Consider the following 18174-nt stretch of genomic DNA (forward strand, 5'->3'; position numbering starts at 1 on the left):
GTGTCGCCCGGGACGTACGTGGACACGATCACCGTCAGCGCGCCGGGTGCGGCGGGCAGCCCCGCGCGGATCGTGGACAGCCTCACGGTGGTGGGCGCTGCGGCCCAGTACGTCACGGTGCGGCGCGCCTGGCTCCCCGGCGAGCGGGACTCGACCATCGCCTTCGTCGAGCGCAACCACTCGCTCAACGCGCTCGGCTACGACCTCTCGCCGCTGGCGCCCGATATCTTCGCCGGTGACTCCACGACCGTGGTCGTGCCGAATCCCCGCTATCAGGGCGCGGCGCCGGCCGGCAGTGCGCGGGCGGCGGCGTTCGCCTCGGGGTGGACCACGGTGGGCGTGGACCTCTTCATTCAGAACAAGAACGTGACGCCGAACGACACGCTGAGCTGGCTGGGCGTGCTGTGGTACAACCCCGCCGATTCCACGTGGAAGGGTCTCGTGCTCGCGGCGACGCTGGCGACCACGCTGCCGCTCACGACGATCAACACCACCAGCTTCAACAACTCCGGCGACAAGACCGGCGCCGGGGGCGGCGAGGCCCAGCAGTCCACCGGCACCTACTGGGAGGCGAACGGCGGGCAGATCCAGATCACCCAGAACTCGCTGTGCTTCGGCAGCACGACCCTGGCGTCCGGGCCGTACAAGGGGGCCACCGAGAACATCTGCTTCTTCGGCGGACAGCTGGTGAACGTCACGATGCCGCGCCTCACCGGCACGACCGCGCCGACGAGCCAGACGGTGAGCCTCGACTTCCGCAACAACCTCATCTACGGCGTGCGGATCTCGTGCGTGTTCCCGAGTCCGTGCACCAGCACCGGCGCGCCGCCCGGGCATCCCGGGGTCCGGGTCCCGACGACCGTGCGGGAGGCGCTGCTGGACAGGTGACGGGGCGGCGGCGTCGCAGGCCCGCAGCGGCCCGAGGCCGCGGCGCACCGGACGCACCAAGGGGTCAGCCCCACCGAGGCTGACCCCGTGGCGTTGCTACCCTGCGCGGCCTGCTACTGGCTCGCCGTCCACGCGTTGTTGGCCCGGTTGACGTCGGGATACGCGCCCCGCGGATCGATGACCACCTTGACCACCTTCGCCGGCCAGCGGTGGACGTAGATGAATGGCGAGCCCCGGTACCAGGCCTCGACCGGCAGCTTGACGTGCTCCGTCGCGCCGTTCGCGAGGTCCACCTCGAGGTCGAGCGGCCAGACCATCTCGGCCTTGTTGGAGAAGAACATCCGGGCGATGGACGCGCCCGCCGTGTCCCGCTGGGTCACCGAGTCCACGGCCTGGTCCAGGTGGTCGCTGCGGAAGAACCAGCTGCGCCAGAACCAGGACAGGTCCTCGCCCAGGGCGTCGTTCATGGTGCGGAAGAAGTCCGCCGGGGTCGGATGCTTGAAGGCCCAGCGCCGCGCGTACTCCTGGAACGCCTGGTCGAACAGCGTCGAGTCCACCAGCTCGGTCCTGAGCAGGTGCAGGCCGAGGGCCGTCTTGGGGTAGTGCAGGGCACCGCTCAGGAACGGCGGGTTGCGGTCCTGCGGCTCCATGATCGGCGCCTCGCGGCCGGTGTAGTGCGCGAGGAGGCTCACCCACCAGCCGGAGGTGCGGCCCATCTCCGGGCCGTTCGCGGTGGTCGTGTCGTTGGGATAGCGGTCGTGGAACGAGAAGTAGTCGATGAACGTGTTGAATCCCTCGTCCTGCCAGCCGTACAGCCGCTCGTTGCTCCCCACGATCATCGGGAACCACTGGTGGCCCAGCTCGTGGGTCGTGACGAAGTAGAGGCCGTGCTCGTCGTGCCGCTCGGAGCAGAACACGATCATCGGGTACTCCATCCCGCCCACCGGCCCGTTCACGTTGATGGCCGTCGGGTACGGGTACCGGTACCAGCGCGAGTGGTGCATGATCGTGTGCCGGCTCATGCCGGCGGCCTGCGACCACAGCGGCAGGCCGGCCGGCGGATAGAGCGCCTGGATCAGGACCCCCTCCCAGCCGGACGCGTCCCAGATGAAGTTGGGCGCCGCCGCCCAGGCCACGTCGCGCACGTTCTTCGCCTGGAAGTGCCAGGTGCGGGTGGCGCCGGTGCCCGGCGGCAGCAGCTCGGCCTTGCCCACCTCGTCCGCCGCGATGACGTGGATCGTCGTGTCGGACTTGACCGCGAGCGCCAGCCGTTCCCGCTGCCGCGCCGTCAGCACCTCGGCGGCGTTCTGCAGCACGCCGGTGCCGGTCACGGTGTAGTCGGCCGGCGCGGTGATGGCGAAGTCGATGTCGCCGTACTCCAGGTAGAACTCGCCGTTGCCGAGGTACTGCGCGGTGTTCCAGCCCCGCACGTCGTCGTAGACGGCCATCCGGGGGTACCACTGGGCGATCTCGTACAGCCAGCCCTCGGGGAAGTGCTCGCGGCCGGTCCGTCCCTGCTGCCGCGGCACCACGTAGTGCCACGCGATGTCGAGCTGCGCCACGCCCCGGGGCGGCAGCGGGCGATCGAGGTCCACGCGCATCATGGTCGCGTTGACGTGGTAGGTCAGGGGCGCCGCGAGCGGCTTCGCGCCGGGGCGCGCGGCGCGGAGCGCGTTCACCCGCTCCAGCGTGTAGCCGCCGACGTAGCCGGTGTCGCCGCGAATGCCGAAGCCGGCGGCCGCCGCCTGCGTGAGCGGCGCGAACTTGCTGGTCGGCGACTGGATGTTCTGGTCGACCTGGAGCCAGACGTAGCGCAGCGTGTCGGGCGAGTTGTTGGTGTAGCGGATCGTCTCCTCGCCGCGCACCGCCATCGTGGCGGTGTCGAGCGACGCGCGGATCGTGTAGTCGGCGCGCTGCTGCCAGTACAGCGGCCCGGGCGTGCCCGCGCCGGTCCGGAAGGCGTCGGGACCCGGCAATGCCAGCGGCCGGAACGGCGACGTGTCCGGGACGCCGGGCCGGATCTGGACGCCGGCGCCGATCGGGAGGCCGGTCGGCTGCTGGGCGCGCGCGACGGACGTCGCCGTCGCGACGGCGAGGAGAACGAGCCACGCTGATTTCGTCATGGAGTCACCGCAGAGGCTGGGGTGGTTGGTTACCAAAGCCGGAAGCCCGGGGGTACATTGCAACCGGCTTGATGATACTCCGACCCGGCGGGTTCCGCACCCGCCGGGCGCCGTTCCCGCGGACCGCGAAAGCCGGCAGATGAAGCAGCCCACGATTCGCGGCTGGTCCTGGATCATCGCCTCCCTGGCGTTCGCGTCCCTGTCCGCGCTGGCCGTCGTCTCCGTGATTGCGTTGACGCCCCACGCCGAGGCGGACCGTCGGGCCACGGCCCCGATCCTCGCGCTGTACTCGGCTGCGACCACGCGCGAACGCGACCTGCGGGATGCGCTGGCGGCGGCCTACCGCTGGGTCGGGTCCGGCAACCCGGGGGCCCTCGGCGAGCTGCGGGCGCTGCGCGCGCGCCTGGCGGCCGAGCGGGACGCGCGCCTGATGGCCAACGTGCCGCTCCGGTTCCGGCAGCGTCTCGATCGGGCCGATTCGCTGGTGAGCGCGGCGGAGTCCGCCATCGCGCTGGCGCTGACCGAGCAGGCGGCCGGGCGCCAGGAGCGTGCGCTGGCGCACCTCGCGGCGGCGAGTGCCGACCGCCGGCGCGTCGCGTCGCAGATGGCGGAGCTGGTCGCCGCCAGCGTGGAGGAGGCGCAGGCCGGCCAGGAACGCGCGGTCGCCGCGGCCGACCGCGCCCGCGTCGCGATCGCCGCCTCGGTCGCGCTGGCCCTGGCGCTGCTGGTGGCCAGCGTGGTGTTGATGCGGGCCCGGGTCGTCCGCCCGATGGCCCGCCTCCACGACGACGTGCGGGTCATCGCGGCGGGTGACCTGGCGCACCGGGCGGCGGTCGCGTCCGACGACGAGTTCGGCGAGCTGGCGCGCGACGTGAACCAGATGACCAGCGCCCTCGAGGCCCGGCTGCGGCAGCACGACCGGCTGCGGGCAGTGGGCGAGCTGGCCGCCGGACTGGCGCACGAGCTCAACAACCCGCTGCAGGTGGTCCTGGCCACCTCCAGCCAGGCGCTCCAGGCATCCTCGTCGGACGAGACGCGCGAGTCCATGCGCCTGATCCAGGAGCACGCCCGGCGCGCGGGGCGGGTGGTGGCCGGGCTGCTGAGCTTCGTGCGGGCGCGGCCGGGCGAGCGCAAGCGCACGTCGGTGAACACCCTCGTCACGCGCACCCTCGACCTGCTCGGGCACGAGTTCGACGCCGAGCGCGTCACCCTCGAGCCGCGCCTCGCGCCGGGACTGCCCCCGTTGCGGGCCGACGCCCAGCAGCTCGAGCAGGTCCTGGTCAACCTGCTGGCCAACGCGCTGCGCAGCGCGGCCCGGGCCGCCGCCGAGCGGCGGGTGCTGGTGGAGACGTTCGCGGAGTCGGATACGGTCGTGGTGGCCGTGCACGACTCGGGCCCGGGCGTCCCGGACGAGCTGCGCACCAGGATCTTCGACCCCTTCTACTCCACCGAAGACCGGGCCGGCGGCTTCGGGCTCTCCGTGGCGGCACAGATCGCCCACGGTCACGGCGGCACGTTGACCCTCGGCGCGAGCGCGCTGGGCGGCGCCCGGTTCGAGCTGCGCCTCCCGGCGTCGCGCGGCGCCGCGGCCGAGGCCGGTCGGCGGGAGGCGCCGGCGCCCCCATCCCCGGCGGCCGCAGGGCCGGCGACCGCTCCGGCGCCGGCCGGCTCGGACGGCGGGGCCGCCGGCCTGCGGCTGCTGGTGGCCGACGACGAGGACGCGATCCGGAACGCCTGGGCGCGCTACTTCACGCGCCTCGGTGCGCACGTCACCACGGCCCGCGACGGCGGGGAGGCGCTGGACCTGATTCGCCGCCAGGAGTGGGACGCCATCCTGCTCGATCTCAAGATGCCGGTGGTCAGCGGCTGGGACGTCGTCCAGGCGGCACGGCAAGAGCGTCCCGATCTGGCGAGCCGGATTGTCGTGGTCTCGGGCGACATCACCTCCCTGCTCGAGGTCCAGACCGCGGAGCACCTCGAGCCGTGGCGCATCCTGGAGAAGCCCACGGACCTCGAGACCGTGCGCGAGGCGGTGCTGCGCGCCGCGACATTCTCCCGCTCGTAGCCGCTCGCATCACCGACCGACGTACTCCCGTTTGCCGGACACCAAAACGGCGACGGGTTTGGTCCGCTTTTTGCCACTCCTCACCATCGCATGCGACCAGGAGCGAACGTGTCGCCGGTAATGGGGCCGGACCCGATAGCCACGAGCGCGGCGGCGCTCGTCCAGGAGGAGCGGCTGGTGCGCGATCTCCGGGCTGCGCTGCCGGTCGAGGCGCAGACGATCTTCTTCCGGCAGTTCGACGAGCTGCTCGAGCTGCTAGCGGAGCCGCGGTGCGCGGAGTGCCAGGCGGACGGGGTGCCGTGCCCGCACGTGGCGGTGAGTTGCGAGCAGTGCGGCCGCTCGGTGTCGTGGGTCCGCGATCTCAGGGACGCCATTGCCAGGAGCGCAACATGACGGCGGAAGCCGGGGTGCTCGAGGCGGGACCGCGCGCGGCGGCCGAGCGTGCGGTCGAGGGCGAAGTGCTGCTCAAGGGCTGCGAGGCGATCGCCGAGGCGGCCATCCGGAGCGGCATCGACGCCTACTTCGCCTATCCGATCACGCCCCAGACGGACATACCGGAGTACATGGCGGAGCACCTGCCGAAGATCGGCAAGACCTACACGCAGGCCAACTCGGAGATCTCCGCCATCAACATGGTCTACGGGGCGGCGGGCGCGGGACTGCGCTGCATGACGTCGTCCTCGAGCCCGGGCGTGAGCCTGAAGCAGGAGGGGATCTCGTACATCGCCGGCGCGGAGCTGCCCTGTTTCATCGTCAACGTGATGCGCGGCGGCCCGGGGCTGGGCACGGTGTACGGCTCGCAGGAGGACTACTGGCAGTCGGTGAAGGGCGGGGGCCACGGCGGGTACCGGATGCCGGTGATGGCGCCGGCGACGGTGCAGGAGTGCGCGGACCTCACCATGCTCTGCATCCGGCTGGCCGACCTGTACCGGACGCCGACGCTGCTGTGCCTCGACGGGACGCTGGGGCAGATGTGGGAGAACCTGACGTTCGGGGAGTTCGACGAGACGGGCCTGCCGCCGAAGCCCTGGGCCACGACCGGCCGCAAGGGCGGGCGCCCGGCGAACCTGGTGAACAGCATCATCATCGAGCCGCCGGAGCTGGAGGCGCACAACCGGCTGCTGCATGCCCGCTACGCGCAGATCGCGCAGCGGGAGCAGCGCTGGGAGGAGTATCAGGCCGACGACGCCGAGGTGATCATCGTGGCGTTCGGCCTCGCCGGCCGCATCGCCCGGACGGCCGTGGACCAGCTGCGGGCGGCGGGCCGCAAGGTCGGGCTGGTGCGCCCGATCTCGCTGTTCCCGTTCCCGGTGGACGGGTTCCGTCCGCTGGTCGGGCGGCCGCGCAAGTGGCTGGTGGTGGAGATGAACGCCGGCCAGATGGTGGAGGACGTCAAGGGCGCGCTGTTCGACCTCGGCCGGATCGACCCGGTGAAGTTCTACGGACGCCAGGGTGGCGTGATCCCCACGCCGGACGAGATCGCCGAGGTGGTGCAACGGGAGTTCCCGAAGGGAGGTGCCCGATGACCGGCACGGCCACCGCAGGCGCGGTGCTGCCACGGGTGGAGTTCGACGTCCAGGTGTGCAAGGGGTGCGGCGTGTGCATCGCCGCGTGCCCCGAGGACATCATCGAGTACGCCGACGTCTTCAACCACCGCGGGGTGAAGCCGACGCGGCTGGCCGAGGGCGGGCTGGTGAAGTGCTCGGCGTGCGGCAACTGCGCCGTGGTCTGTCCCGACGGCGCGGTCACGGTGGACAACGTCCGCAAGCACCTCCACTTCGGCAAGGACCCGCTGCGGATCGGCGACATGCACTACTGCCCGGGCTGCGACGAGGGCACGGTGCACGAGCTGCTGGCGGAGGTGATCCACGACCTGGGCATCCAGGAGGTCACGGTCGGCGTGGCCTCGGTGGGATGCACGGTGTTCGCCTACCGCTACATCGACATCGACTGGCAGCAGGCGGCCCACGGCCGCGCCACGTCGGTGGCCTGGGGCATCGAGTGCCAGCACCCGGAGCTGCGGGTGTTCACGCTGCAGGGCGACGGCGACCTCGCGGGCATCGGGATCGGCGAAACGTTCCACGCGGCGGCGCGCGGCGATCCGACGGTGCTCATCTTCCTCAACAACGCCATCTACGGGATGACCGGCGGCCAGCTGGCGCCGACGTCGCTCATGGGGATGGTCACCTCGACGTCGCCCGAGGGCCGCGACGTGAAGAACCACGGCTACCCGGTCACGATGACCGAGGCGCTGGCCCTGCAGCAGGGATGCTCGTTCGCGGTGCGCACCTCGGTGCACGACGCGCCCAGCATCCGGAAGACCAAGAAGTACATCCGCCAGGCGTTCCTGAACCAGGAGAAGAACCGCAGCCTGTCGGTGGTCGAGATCCTGTCCGCGTGCCCGTCGGGGTGGAAGCTGGACCCGGTGGACGCGCACCAGTACGTGGTGGAGACGCTGATGCCTGCCTACAAGCCCGGGGTGATCAAGGAGCCGCCGGGGGGGATGCCGCGATGATCGAGCGGATCATGATTTCGGGGAGCGGCGGCGACGGCGCCGTGTTCATGGGCAAGCTGCTGTCCTGGGCGGCCATGGCTGCCCAGCGCGGGTTCTTCACGACCGGGCTGCCCTCGTACGGTCCGGAGATCCGGGGCGGCACGTCCCGCACCGAGGTGGTGATCTCCGACGTGCCGATCGGCTCGCCGGTGCTGACCCAGATGGACAGCCTCGTCGTCTACAACGACATGTCGCTCGACCGGTTCGAGCCCGGGGTGGTCCCGGGCGGGCTGGTCGTGCTCAACGCCGACGTGGTCACCCGCCTGCCGCGCCGCACCGACGTGACGGTGATGGCGGTGCACTGCAGCGCCGAGGCGGCGGCGCTGGGCAGCCCCCGGTCGATGAACGTGGTGTCGCTCGGCGTCTGGGCGGCCCACAAGGCGCACGTCCTCGACCGCAACGCCCTGGTCGCCGGCCTGCAGCACGTGACCAAGAGCCCGAAGGCGTTCGAGATCAACTGTCGCGCGCTGGATCGCGGCCTGGCGATCGCGCGCGAGATGAACGTGCGGGAGCCCGCGCTAGCGCGCTGAGGCGTGGAGCTGCTGGATGACCGCGTCGGCTTCCCGCAGCCGGCGCGTGAGCATGCGGATGACGCCCTCGGCGATCTCCACCTGCTCGTGCAGGATCTCGTAGAATTCCTCGCTGCCGATCCGCAGGACCTCGGTCTCCTCCGCGGCGACGGCCGTGGCGCTGCGCGGCGACTCGTCGAGGATGGCCATCTCGCCGAACGCCTCGCCCCGGCCCAGCAGGGCCAGCCGCTCGCCGCCACTGCTGATGACCACCTGGCCGCGCACCACCACGTACAGCGCGTCGCCGAGGTCGCCCTCGCGGAAGACGGTCTGCCCGGCCGAGAAGGTCTCGACGTCGGCGACCCGGGCGAGGGCGGCGAGGTCCTCGCCGCTCACGCGCTCGAACACCGGCGCGCTCTTGAGGAACAGGATCTTCTCCACCGTGGCGTACAAGGGATCCTCCGGTATGGCGCGTCCTTCGAGGCGCGCCAGGGCCCTGGCGGCGTGGCGCGCCACCGTGGGGTCGGGGTCGGTCAGCAGCGGGCGGATCAGGGCGGGAGCGCCGGCGGGGTCGGCCGCCGCCACCGCGTGCAGCGCGCCCTCCCGGGCCAGCGGGTCGGGGTGGCCGAGGGTGCGCCGGCCCTCGTCGCCGCCGACGGGATCGGCGCGCCGGGCCAGCGCGTCGAGCGCCAGCAGCACGACGTAGGGGTTGGGGTGCCGGCAGTGGCGGCGCAGGAACTCGGGCGGCGGCGGCGCGGCGGGCACCAGGGTGCCGGCCTTGCGCAGCAGCTCGCGGACCGGGAGTTCGTCGAGGAACGGCATCACCAGCGGCCGCAGGGGTGCGTCGAGCAGCGTGTCCAGCACCTCGAGCGCGTTGGCGCGGCGGGCGGGGTCGAGCACCCGCTCCCGCACCAGCGCCATCGGCTCCGGGTCGTAGCGCAGCTCGAGAATCCGCAGCACCCGCCGCACCGCGCGCTCGCGCCGGAACTCGAACACCTCCTCGAGCAGCGGGGTGGAGTAGATCGGGCGCGCCGCCTCCCAGCCGGAGAGGTTGCCGTAGGTTTCCCGCACCTCGTCGTGGACCAGGGCGTAGATGGCCTCGACCGGCTCGGGCGGGAGCTGGAGCGAGCGCCGGAGGTGTGACAGCGCGGCGCAGATCCTCAGCCGCAGGTGGCTGTCCTCCACGTGGACCAGCGCGCGCAGCCGCTCGTAGGTCTCGGGCGTCGGGATGCGCCGGAGCAGCCGGGGCACCAGCAGCTTGACGGGTCGCGCCGCGCCCTTGCGGGTGAGCTGCGCGCACAGCGCGGGCACCGCCGGCGCGCCGACGGCCACCAGCGCCCGGCCGGCCCGGCGGCGGCACGCGGGGTCGGCGAGCATCTCCACCAGCACGGGCACCAGCCGGGGATCGGCGACGCCGGGCGCCGAGCGGAGCGCGGCGCGGCGCACCGCCGGGTCGGGGTCGTCCAGCAGCCGGCGCAGCGGCCGGTACGCGGCCGGCCCGAGCGAGTCCAGCGCCCGCGCCGCCGCCTCCCGGTCGGCCGGCGCGGCCGACGCCAGCAGCCTCGCGAGCTGCGCGCCGCCCTCGATCCCGCCCTCGACGCCGCCGTGGCCCAGCAGGCCGGAGAGGGCCGCCACCCGCACGTCGTCGGCCGGGTCGGCGAGCAGCGGGACCAGGGCGTCCACGGCGTCGTCCTTCGCCAGCGCGGCGTAGGCCGCCGCGGCGGCGGCGCGCACCCCGGCGTCGCCGTCCCCCAGCGCGATCCGCGCCGGGGCGGGGTCCGCGTCCGCCCGGCTCCCCAGCTGGGCGAGCGCGGCCGCGCGCACCGTGGCGTCGGGGTGCGACGCGAGGGCCGCCAGCGCCCGGCCCAGCTCGGGCGACGGATCGCCCGCGAGCTGCTCGAGCGCGACCAGGACCTGGCGCGGGTCGCCGGCCTCGAGGCGGCGGATCAGCGCTCCCCGGCCGGCCGAGTCGAGCAGGTAGTCGTGGTCGAGGGCCAGGGCGCCGCGCGCGCTCAGCGTGGCCTCCAGCTGCCGCAGGTAGCGGCGCCGCACCACCGGGATCATCGCCACCCACCCGGCCACGAACGGGATGCTGACGTACGACAGCAGGTGGGGGCGGCGCAGCACCGGCACCAGCGCGATCACCGCCACGCCGGCGAGCGCGTAGCCGAGCGGCTTGACGACGGCCTCGAGGAAGGCGCGCGTCCTGGCCTTCGCCTCGGGCGGGAACGGGACGTACAGCGCCTGGAACGTCGTCTCCTGGATCGTGAACTGGAACGCGTTGTCGCCGAACTTCATCACCGTGGCCACGGCGAGCCGGGGCAGGGCCAGCAGCGCGGCGCTGCCGGCGCCGAACACCGACGGCATCGCCGCCATGCCCCACCCGACGCCCCGACGCGCCAGGATGCGCGGCGTCAGGAGGATCTGGAACAGGAACGCGACGATCCCGGTGCCCGCGTAGAACAGGCTGAAGAACTGCGCGAGCTGGTCCTCGCTGTAGGCGGCCCGGGCGATCGCCTTGAACTGGTAGTCGCCGACGTTGAGGGCGGTGAAGGCCAGCAGCAGGATGACCGCGAGGGCACGCACGTACGGGTCGGTCGTCACGCCGGGCGGCGAGCCGCGCCGCCGCGGCCGCGCGCCGGCCCGGACGGCGTGCTCGGCGTGCGGCTCGCGCACCAGCGGGAGCGCCAGCAGGCCGAAGCCCGCGCTCAGGGCGGCCAGCACGAACAGCAGCTGGTCGGTGCCCATCTCGCGGACCACGGCGCCGGTGCCGAGGCCCACCGCGACCGACGCGAGCAGCCGCGCGGCCCCGATGGTGCCGAACAGGCGCTTGGCCGAGCGGGCATCGTGCAGGTCGCCCGCGAGCGTCCAGAACTGGACGATGAACAGGTTGGCGATGATGTCGGCCCAGACGTAGAAGACCGGGTAGATCCAGGGCAGCCGCGCGCGCACCACCCCCCAGGTGGCCAGGTAGGTCGCGAGGCCCACCGCCGCCGTCAGCAGCATCAGGCGGTGGCGCGTCATCCGGTCGGCGATCTGGTCGTACAGCACCACGGTGGCGGCGGAGGCCACGCCGTACACGACGAACATCCACGGCAGGGCGGCGAGCGAGTAGCGGCTGAGGAACAGCGTGTCGCGGACGGTGCGGCCGAGGAAGAACACGGCCGACGCCAGGAACAGGTGGAGGAACAGGAGCGCGGTCCGGCGGGCCTCGCCGGGCCGGATCTGCAGGACCGCCTCCAGCAGGTCGTCGAAGGCGGCGCGGGGGCGGCTCACCGGCCCCGCCCGCCCGCCGGTTGCCGCCCGGCGCCGCCCGGTGAATACTCGGCCCATGTCCCTCGACGACCTGCTCGACCGCAACCGCCGCTGGGCCGAGGCGCGGCGCGAGCGCGACCCGGGGTTCTTCGCGCGTCTGGCGCTCGGCCAGCAGCCGCGCCTGCTGTGGATCGGGTGCTCGGACTCACGCGTGCCCGCCGAGGAGATCCTGGGCTGCGGCCCCGGCGAGCTTTTCGTCCACCGGAACGTCGCCAACATCGTGACCGGGCACGACCTCAACCTCGCCGCGGTGCTCCAGTACGCCACCGTCAACCTGGGCATCGCCGACGTGGTGGTGTGCGGCCACTACGGCTGCGGCGGCATCCAGGCGGCGTGCGCCGCGCAGCCGCCCGGGGGCGAGCTGGGGGAGTGGCTGGCCGTCGCCCGCCGGGCCAGGCTGGCCGTGGACCGCGGGCTCGAAGAGGAACGGCACACCCTCCCCGAGGAGGACTACCACCGCCGGGTGGTCGAGGAGAACGTGCGCCTCCAGATCGAGCGCCTCTCGCGCCTGGACGTGATCCGCCGCGGAACGGCCGGGCGGCCGGGTGCGCCGCGCCTGCACGGGTGGGTGTACGACATCGCCACCGGACTCGTCAAGATCGTCGTGTCCGGCGATACTTAACGCTGCCTGGCATGACGCTTGCTGCGACGCGGGAAGGCAGGACGCCCCCGCGACAGGCATCCGGTTTCGCCCCGAGAGCAAGGTGCCGCAATGCCCAAGGACACGTTGACCATCACCGACAACCGCACCGGCGCGAGCTACGAGATCCCGGTCGCGACCGGCACGATCAAGGCGATGGACCTGCGCCAGATCAAGGCAGGCGCCGACGACTTCGGCCTGATGACCTACGACCCGGCGTTCATGAACACCGCGTCGTGCCACAGCGCCATCACCTACATCGACGGTGACCGCGGGATCCTGCGCTACCGGGGCTACCCGATCGAGCAGCTGGCGGAGAAGAGCACCTACGTCGAGACGGCGTACCTCATCGTCCACGGGGAGCTGCCGACCCAGGCGCAGCTGAAGGAGTGGAACGCGCAGGTCGCGGCCCACTACATGGTCCACGAGAACATCAAGAAGTTCATGGACGGGTTCCATTACGACGCCCACCCCATGGGGATGCTGGTCAGCACCGTGGCCGCGCTGTCCACCTTCTACCAGGATTCGAAGAGTATCTTCGATCCGGGGTCGCGGCAGCACCAGATCTACCGGCTCCTGGGCAAGATGCCGACCCTGGCCGCCTACGCGTACCGGCACAGCCGCGGCCTGCCGTATGCGTACCCCGACCCGGCGCTGTCGTACGTGGGGAACTTCATCTCGATGCTGGGGCAGCGCGCGGGTGCCTGCGAGCCGTTCATCCCCAACCCGGTCCTGGAGCGCTCGCTGGACCTGCTGTTCATCCTGCACGCGGACCACGAGCAGAACTGCAGCACCAACGCGATGCGCTCGGTGGGCAGCTCCCACGCGGACCCGTTCTGCGCGGTCGCGGCCGCCACCGCGGCCCTGTACGGGCCGCTCCACGGCGGCGCGAACGAGGAAGTGCTGAAGATGCTGCGGGAGATCGGCTCCACCGACCACATCCCCGCCTACATCGCCCGGGTCAAGAAGGGCGAGGTGCGGCTGATGGGCTTCGGCCACCGGGTGTACAAGAACTACGACCCGCGGGCCAAGATCATCCGCGCCGCCGCGCACTCGGTGCTCGAGGTGACCGGCAGCAGCCCGCTGCTCGACATCGCGCTCGAGCTGGAGAAGATCGCGCTGGCCGACGACTACTTCATCAAGCACAAGCTGTATCCCAACGTGGACTTCTACTCGGGGATCATCTACCAGGCGATGGGCTTCCCGGTGGCGATGTTCCCGGTGCTGTTCGCCATCGCGCGCACCGCCGGCTGGATCGCCCAGTGGCAGGAGATGCTGCTCGACAAGGAGCAGAAGATCGCGAGGCCCCGGCAGATCTACGTCGGGGCGCCGGAGCGGGCCTACGTGTCCATCGAGAAGCGAGGCGCCGCATGAAGCGCCTCCTCATCCTCGGCGCCGCGGGCCGGGACTTCTTCAACTACCTCACCGTCTACCGCGACGACCCGGACGCCGAGGTCGTCGCCTTCACCGCCCAGCAGATCCCGCACATCGCCGAGCGCAGCTTCCCGGCCTCGCTGGCGGGACCGCGCTATCCCAGGGGCATCCCGATCCACCCCGAGCAGCGGCTGGAGGAGCTGGTCCGGTCCCTGAAGGTCGACCAGTGCGTGCTTTCGTACTCCGACCTGGCGGACGTGGACGTCATGCACCTCGCGGCGCGCTGCAACGCCGCCGGCGCCGACTTCGTGCTGCTCGGCGCGCAGCACGTGCTGCGGTCGAGCCGCCCGGTCGTCGCCATCTGCGCCTCCCGCACCGGGGCGGGCAAGAGCCCGCTGTCGCGCGCGGTGGTGCCGTGGCTCCGGGAGCACGGCCAGCGCGTGGCGGTGATCCGGCACCCGATGCCGTACGGCGACCTCGAAGCCCAGCGCGTGCAGCGGTTCGCGTCGGAGGCCGACCTGCTGGCGCACAAGGTGACCGTGGAGGAGCGCGAGGAGTACGAGCCGCACATCGCGACCGGATCGGTGGTGTTCGCCGGAGTGGACTACGCCGCGATCCTGCACGCCGCCGAGCAGGAGGCCGACGTCATCCTCTGGGACGGCGGCAACAACGACACCTCGTTCATCCGCGCCGACCTCTACATGACCGTGGTCGACCCGCACCGCGCCGGCCACGAAACGAGCTACTACCCCGGCGAGACCAACGTCCGGCTGGCCGACGTCGTCGTGGTGAACAAGGTGGACACCGCGCCGGCGGAGGCGGTCGCGAAGGTGCGCGAGAACGTGAAGCAGCTGAACCCCGGGGCGCGCGTCGTCGATGCGGCGTGTCCGGTGAAGGCCGCCGACCCCGCGGTGCTCAAGGGCAAGAAGGTGCTGGCGATCGACGACGGCCCGACGCTCACCCACGGCGGCATGGCCTTCGGGGCCGCGGTGCTCGCCGCCTGGGACGCGGGGGCGCGGGAGCTGGTGGACCCCCGGCCCTTCGCCGTGGGCGAGATCGCGGAGGCGCTGAACAAGTACCAGCACGTCAAGCGCGCGCTCCCGGCCCTGGGCTACGGTGACAAGCAGGTGAAGGACCTCGAGGCCACCATCGCGCGCGCGGCCGAGGGAGGCGTGGAGGCGGTGGCTATCGGCACGCCCATCGACCTCGCGCGCCTGGTGCGTATTCCGATCCCCTCGACGCGCGTGAGCTACTCCATCGCCCTCAAGGGCGTCACGCTCGACCAGCTGCTGACGCCGGTGCTCGGCGCGGCGGCGAAGGCGCGATAGCCGACACCTGGAGTCGTGATTCGGAACGGACGTTCACCCGCCCCGGCGCGCATGTGAGTGCCGGGGCGGCGTGTTTTCGCGGCAAAAGCTCCCCGTCGCGGAGGCCGGCGGTGCGCCGTTTTGGTGTGCATTCCTGACCGCTTCCGGGGCCGGCGCGCCCAAAGCGCGTCCTGGCGCCCTTCTCGCAACTCCTTTCTCGCAACTCGTTTCCGGTCTTGCTGGCATATCCCTTGCTTCCCCTTGGGTTGCACGGCTTTGGAGTGACCGTCCGCGTGGGAGGCTGGAGATGAGCGCCACCCCCAGGCTCACCGTCGAGCCCGGTGACGCCGGAACCCGAGCACCAGACGACGCCCGCCGTGGCGGGCGACCCACCCGACCGTCCCACGACCCTCGTTCGCAGCACGTCGTCAGGAGCGCACATGCAAACGCCTGAGCACGGTGACGGCAACGCCGTGAGGATCGGAGTCTACGTCTGCCACTGCGGCAGCAACATCGCGGGGACGATCGACGTGCACGCGGTCGCGGAGCACGCCTCGAAGCTCGCGGGGGTCGTAGTCTCCCGGGAGTACAAGTACATGTGCTCCGATCCCGGGCAGGAGCTGATCAAGAACGACATCAAGGACCATCAGCTCAACCGGATCGTGGTGGCGTCGTGCTCGCCGCACCTGCACGAGAAGACCTTCCGCGGGGCGGTCTGGGCGGGGGGCGTCAACCCGTACCAGTTCCAGATGGTGAACATCCGCGAGCACGCCTCCTGGGTGCACACCGACAAGGCGGCCGCGACGGAGAAGGCCGACGCCCTGGTGCGGGCGGCGGTGGCGCGGGTGCGGCACCAGACGCCGCTGGAGACGCGGCGGGTGCCGGTCAAGGACACGGCGCTGGTGGTGGGCGGCGGCATCGCGGGCATCCACGCGGCCCTGACGCTCGCCGACGCCGGCAAGCACGTCTGGCTGGTGGAGCGCGAGCCGACCATCGGCGGCCACATGGCGATGTTCGACAAGACGTTCCCGACGCTGGACTGCGCCGCGTGCATCCTCACGCCCAAGATGACCCAGGTGAAGTCCCACAAGAACATCACCCTGTGGGCCTACAGCGAGGTGAAGGAAGTCAGCGGCTACGTAGGGAACTTCAAGGTGAAGGTCCGCCGCAAGCCGCGGTACATCGTCGAGGACGCCTGCATCGGCTGCCAGGAGTGCATCGACGCCTGCATCTACCAGACCCCGAAGTGGGCCGACGAGTTCAACCTCGGCATGTCGAAGCGCCGGCCGATCTACCTCCCGTTCCCGCAGGCGGTGCCGCAGATCGTCACCATCGATCCCGAAGCCTGCATCGAATTCAAGTCGCACAAGTGCAAGAAGACGTGCGTGGAGGCCTGCGCCGACCGGAACGCGATCGACTTCGACCAGCAGGAGACGGTGGAGGAGATCGAGGTCGGGACGATCCTGCTGGCGACCGGCTTCAAGGTCTTCGACGCCAAGCGGGTGCCGCAGTACGGCTACGGGAAGTACCCCAACGTGTACACGGCGCTCGAGGTGGAACGGCTGCTCAACGCCTCGGGGCCCACGGCCGGCGAGGTGGTGCTGCGCGACGGCAAGACGCCGCGCAGCGTTGGCATCATCCACTGCGTCGGGAGCCGCGACGAGCACACCAACAAGCACTGCTCGCGCGTGTGCTGCATGTACTCGCTGAAGCTGGCGCACCTGCTGCAGGAACGGACCGGCGCCGAAGTCTTCAACTTCTACATCGACATGCGGACCCCGGGGAAGGGGTTCGAGGAGTTCTACAACCGCGTGGCGGACGAAGGCACGCACATGATCCGCGGCAAGGTCGCGGAGGTGCTGCCGTCGCCCGACGGCGACGGGCAGGTGGTGCTGCGGGCCGAGGACACGCTGGTCGGCCGGATGCGGAACATCCCGGTGGACATGGTGGTGCTGGCGACCGGTCTCGAGCCCCGGGCCGACGCCGAGGAGGTGCGGCGGATGTTCAACATCACCTGCGCCTCGGGCGGCTGGTTCACGGAGCGCCATCCCAAGCTCGCCCCCGTGTCGACCTTCACCGACGGCATCTGGATCGCCGGCGCGTGCCAGGGACCGAAGGACATCCCCGACACGGTCGCCCAGGCCGGCGCCGCGGCGGGCGAGGCCCTCTCGCTGATCAACGCGGGGCACATCGAGCTGGAGCCCAACACGGCGTACATCGTCGAGGAGGACTGCTCGGGCTGCAAGACCTGCGTGGCGATGTGCCCGTACAGCGCGATCGGCTTCGACGAGGAGAAGAACGTGGCGCGGGTCAACGAGGTGCTGTGCAAGGGCTGCGGCACCTGCGTGTCGGTCTGTCCCTCGGGCTCGGCGCGGCAGCACATGTTCGAGGACGAGGAGATCTACGACGAGATCGGGGGAGTGCTGGCATATGCCTGAGACGACCAAGGAAACGGCCGCAGGGGCGACGGCGGTTCAGGAGCGGTTCGAGCCCAGGATCGTGGCCTTCTTCTGCAACTGGTGCACGTACCTGGCGGCCGATCTCGCGGGCACGACCCGGCTCAAGTACGCGCCGAACGTGCGGGTGGTGCGCGTGATGTGCTCCGGGCGGATCGACCCGCAGTTCGTGCTCGAGGCGTTCGCCAAGGGCGCGGACGGCGTGCTGATCGGCGGGTGCCATCCCGGCGACTGCCACTACGAGTCCGGCAACTACAAGCAGCTGCGCCGCTACTCCCTGCTGCACCGGATGCTCATGGAGCTCGGCATCGAGAAGGACCGGTTCCGGCTGGAGTGGATCTCGGCGTCCGAGGCTGAGCCGCTCAAGACGGTGGTCAACGACATGGTGGAGAAGGTGCGGGAGCTCGGGCCGCTCAACCTGGTCATTCCGTCCGAGCGGGTGCCCGAGCACGCCGAGGAGGCGTTGGTTCCATGACGGCCAAGCCGAAGGTCGCGTTCTACTGGTGCGCCTCGTGCGGCGGGTGCGAGGAAGCCGTGGTGGACCTCGCCGAGCAGGTGCTCGACGTGACGGCCGCGGTGGACATCGTCTTCTGGCCGGTGGCGCTCGACTTCAAGCGCCACGACGTGGAGGCGATGGCCGACGGCTCGCTGGCCGCGGCGTTCATCAACGGCGCCGTGCGCAGCACCGAGCAGGAGGAGATGGTGCACTTGCTGCGTCGCAAGGCGCAGGTGCTCGTCGCCTTCGGCTCGTGCTCGCACATGGGCGGCATCCCCGGGCTGGCGAACCTCGCCGACCGCGACGCCGTGATGGCGACCGCGTACAGCGAGGCTCCCAGCCTGGGCAACCCCGGCGTGCTGCCGCAGCTCGGCTACGACGAGGACGGCCATCACGTGAGCCTGCCGGAGCTGTACGACACGGTGCGCACGCTCGACCAGGTGATCG

14 protein-coding genes are annotated in these 18174 nt (G+C 71.5%); 12 read left to right on the forward strand and 2 right to left on the reverse strand.

Going from position 1 to position 18174, the window contains the following annotated elements:
- Positions 1-888 (forward strand): hypothetical protein (locus VMF70_09650; protein HTT68283.1); only part of this gene is annotated, 888 nt, incomplete at its 5' end.
- A 113-nt stretch (positions 889-1001) separates the two neighbouring features.
- Here the strand turns inward: VMF70_09650 and VMF70_09655 are convergent.
- On the reverse strand, positions 1002-3011 hold the full coding sequence (locus VMF70_09655; protein ID HTT68284.1) for a M1 family metallopeptidase: 2010 nt from the start codon (positions 3009-3011) through the stop codon (positions 1002-1004).
- 139 nt (positions 3012-3150) lie between these two features.
- Here VMF70_09655 and VMF70_09660 point away from each other — a divergent pair, with 139 nt between their 5' ends.
- From VMF70_09660 to VMF70_09680, 5 genes are all read left to right on the forward strand, one after another.
- Entirely contained in the window at positions 3151-5076 is a 1926-nt protein-coding gene (locus VMF70_09660) for an ATP-binding protein (protein ID HTT68285.1), read from the forward strand.
- 108 nt (positions 5077-5184) lie between these two features.
- Positions 5185-5469, forward strand: coding sequence for a hypothetical protein (locus VMF70_09665; GenBank protein HTT68286.1), 285 nt, complete (start codon positions 5185-5187; stop codon positions 5467-5469).
- Positions 5466-6602, forward strand: coding sequence for a 3-methyl-2-oxobutanoate dehydrogenase subunit VorB (gene vorB, locus VMF70_09670; GenBank protein HTT68287.1), 1137 nt, complete (start codon positions 5466-5468; stop codon positions 6600-6602). Before VMF70_09665 ends, vorB begins: the two co-directional genes overlap by 4 nt.
- Positions 6599-7591 (forward strand): thiamine pyrophosphate-dependent enzyme, encoded by a 993-nt coding sequence (locus VMF70_09675; GenBank protein HTT68288.1) that lies wholly within the window; start codon positions 6599-6601, stop codon positions 7589-7591. The genes vorB and VMF70_09675 overlap by 4 nt, the downstream gene beginning before the upstream one ends.
- A complete protein-coding gene (locus VMF70_09680; protein ID HTT68289.1) occupies positions 7588-8160 on the forward strand; it encodes a 2-oxoacid:acceptor oxidoreductase family protein in 573 nt (190 codons plus the stop codon). The genes VMF70_09675 and VMF70_09680 overlap by 4 nt, the downstream gene beginning before the upstream one ends.
- Here VMF70_09680 and VMF70_09685 read toward each other — a convergent pair.
- Positions 8149-11415, reverse strand: coding sequence for a HEAT repeat domain-containing protein (locus VMF70_09685; GenBank protein HTT68290.1), 3267 nt, complete (start codon positions 11413-11415; stop codon positions 8149-8151). The genes VMF70_09680 and VMF70_09685 overlap by 12 nt on opposite strands.
- A gap of 55 nt (positions 11416-11470) precedes the next feature.
- Between VMF70_09685 and VMF70_09690 the strand changes: the two genes are divergently transcribed.
- From VMF70_09690 to VMF70_09715, 6 genes are all read left to right on the forward strand, one after another.
- Complete coding sequence (locus tag VMF70_09690) at positions 11471-12076, forward strand: carbonic anhydrase (GenBank protein HTT68291.1); 606 nt, start codon at positions 11471-11473, stop codon at positions 12074-12076.
- A gap of 90 nt (positions 12077-12166) precedes the next feature.
- Complete coding sequence (locus tag VMF70_09695) at positions 12167-13468, forward strand: citrate synthase (GenBank protein HTT68292.1); 1302 nt, start codon at positions 12167-12169, stop codon at positions 13466-13468.
- On the forward strand, positions 13465-14796 hold the full coding sequence (locus VMF70_09700; GenBank protein HTT68293.1) for a GTP-binding protein: 1332 nt from the start codon (positions 13465-13467) through the stop codon (positions 14794-14796). Before VMF70_09695 ends, VMF70_09700 begins: the two co-directional genes overlap by 4 nt.
- A gap of 419 nt (positions 14797-15215) precedes the next feature.
- Positions 15216-17213, forward strand: a complete 1998-nt coding sequence (locus tag VMF70_09705; GenBank protein ID HTT68294.1) for a CoB--CoM heterodisulfide reductase iron-sulfur subunit A family protein — start codon at positions 15216-15218, stop codon at positions 17211-17213.
- Positions 17206-17706 carry a hydrogenase iron-sulfur subunit gene (locus tag VMF70_09710; protein ID HTT68295.1) on the forward strand — a complete coding sequence of 167 codons (501 nt, stop codon included), beginning with the start codon at positions 17206-17208 and terminating at the stop codon, positions 17704-17706. The genes VMF70_09705 and VMF70_09710 overlap by 8 nt, the downstream gene beginning before the upstream one ends.
- Positions 17703-18174, forward strand: a 472-nt coding sequence (locus VMF70_09715; GenBank protein HTT68296.1) for a F420-nonreducing hydrogenase, incomplete at its 3' end; no start/stop codon positions are given. The genes VMF70_09710 and VMF70_09715, both read left to right, overlap by 4 nt.

It is taken from the genome of Gemmatimonadales bacterium (genome assembly GCA_035502185.1).
In the GTDB taxonomy this organism is placed as follows: domain Bacteria; phylum Gemmatimonadota; class Gemmatimonadetes; order Gemmatimonadales; family JACORV01; genus Fen-1245.

Excerpts from the sequence above, each read along its gene's own strand:
- VMF70_09655 (HTT68284.1), bottom strand. The coding sequence starts at position 3,011 with ATGACGAAATCAGCGTGGCTCGTTCTCCTCGCCGTCGCGACGGCGACG.
- VMF70_09660 (HTT68285.1), top strand. The coding sequence starts at position 3,151 with ATGAAGCAGCCCACGATTCGCGGCTGGTCCTGGATCATCGCCTCCCTG.
- vorB (HTT68287.1), top strand. The coding sequence starts at position 5,466 with ATGACGGCGGAAGCCGGGGTGCTCGAGGCGGGACCGCGCGCGGCGGCC.
- VMF70_09675 (HTT68288.1), top strand. The coding sequence starts at position 6,599 with ATGACCGGCACGGCCACCGCAGGCGCGGTGCTGCCACGGGTGGAGTTC.
- VMF70_09680 (HTT68289.1), top strand. The coding sequence starts at position 7,588 with ATGATCGAGCGGATCATGATTTCGGGGAGCGGCGGCGACGGCGCCGTG.
- VMF70_09690 (HTT68291.1), top strand. The coding sequence starts at position 11,471 with ATGTCCCTCGACGACCTGCTCGACCGCAACCGCCGCTGGGCCGAGGCG.
- VMF70_09695 (HTT68292.1), top strand. The coding sequence starts at position 12,167 with ATGCCCAAGGACACGTTGACCATCACCGACAACCGCACCGGCGCGAGC.
- VMF70_09700 (HTT68293.1), top strand. The coding sequence starts at position 13,465 with ATGAAGCGCCTCCTCATCCTCGGCGCCGCGGGCCGGGACTTCTTCAAC.
- VMF70_09705 (HTT68294.1), top strand. The coding sequence starts at position 15,216 with ATGCAAACGCCTGAGCACGGTGACGGCAACGCCGTGAGGATCGGAGTC.
- VMF70_09710 (HTT68295.1), top strand. The coding sequence starts at position 17,206 with ATGCCTGAGACGACCAAGGAAACGGCCGCAGGGGCGACGGCGGTTCAG.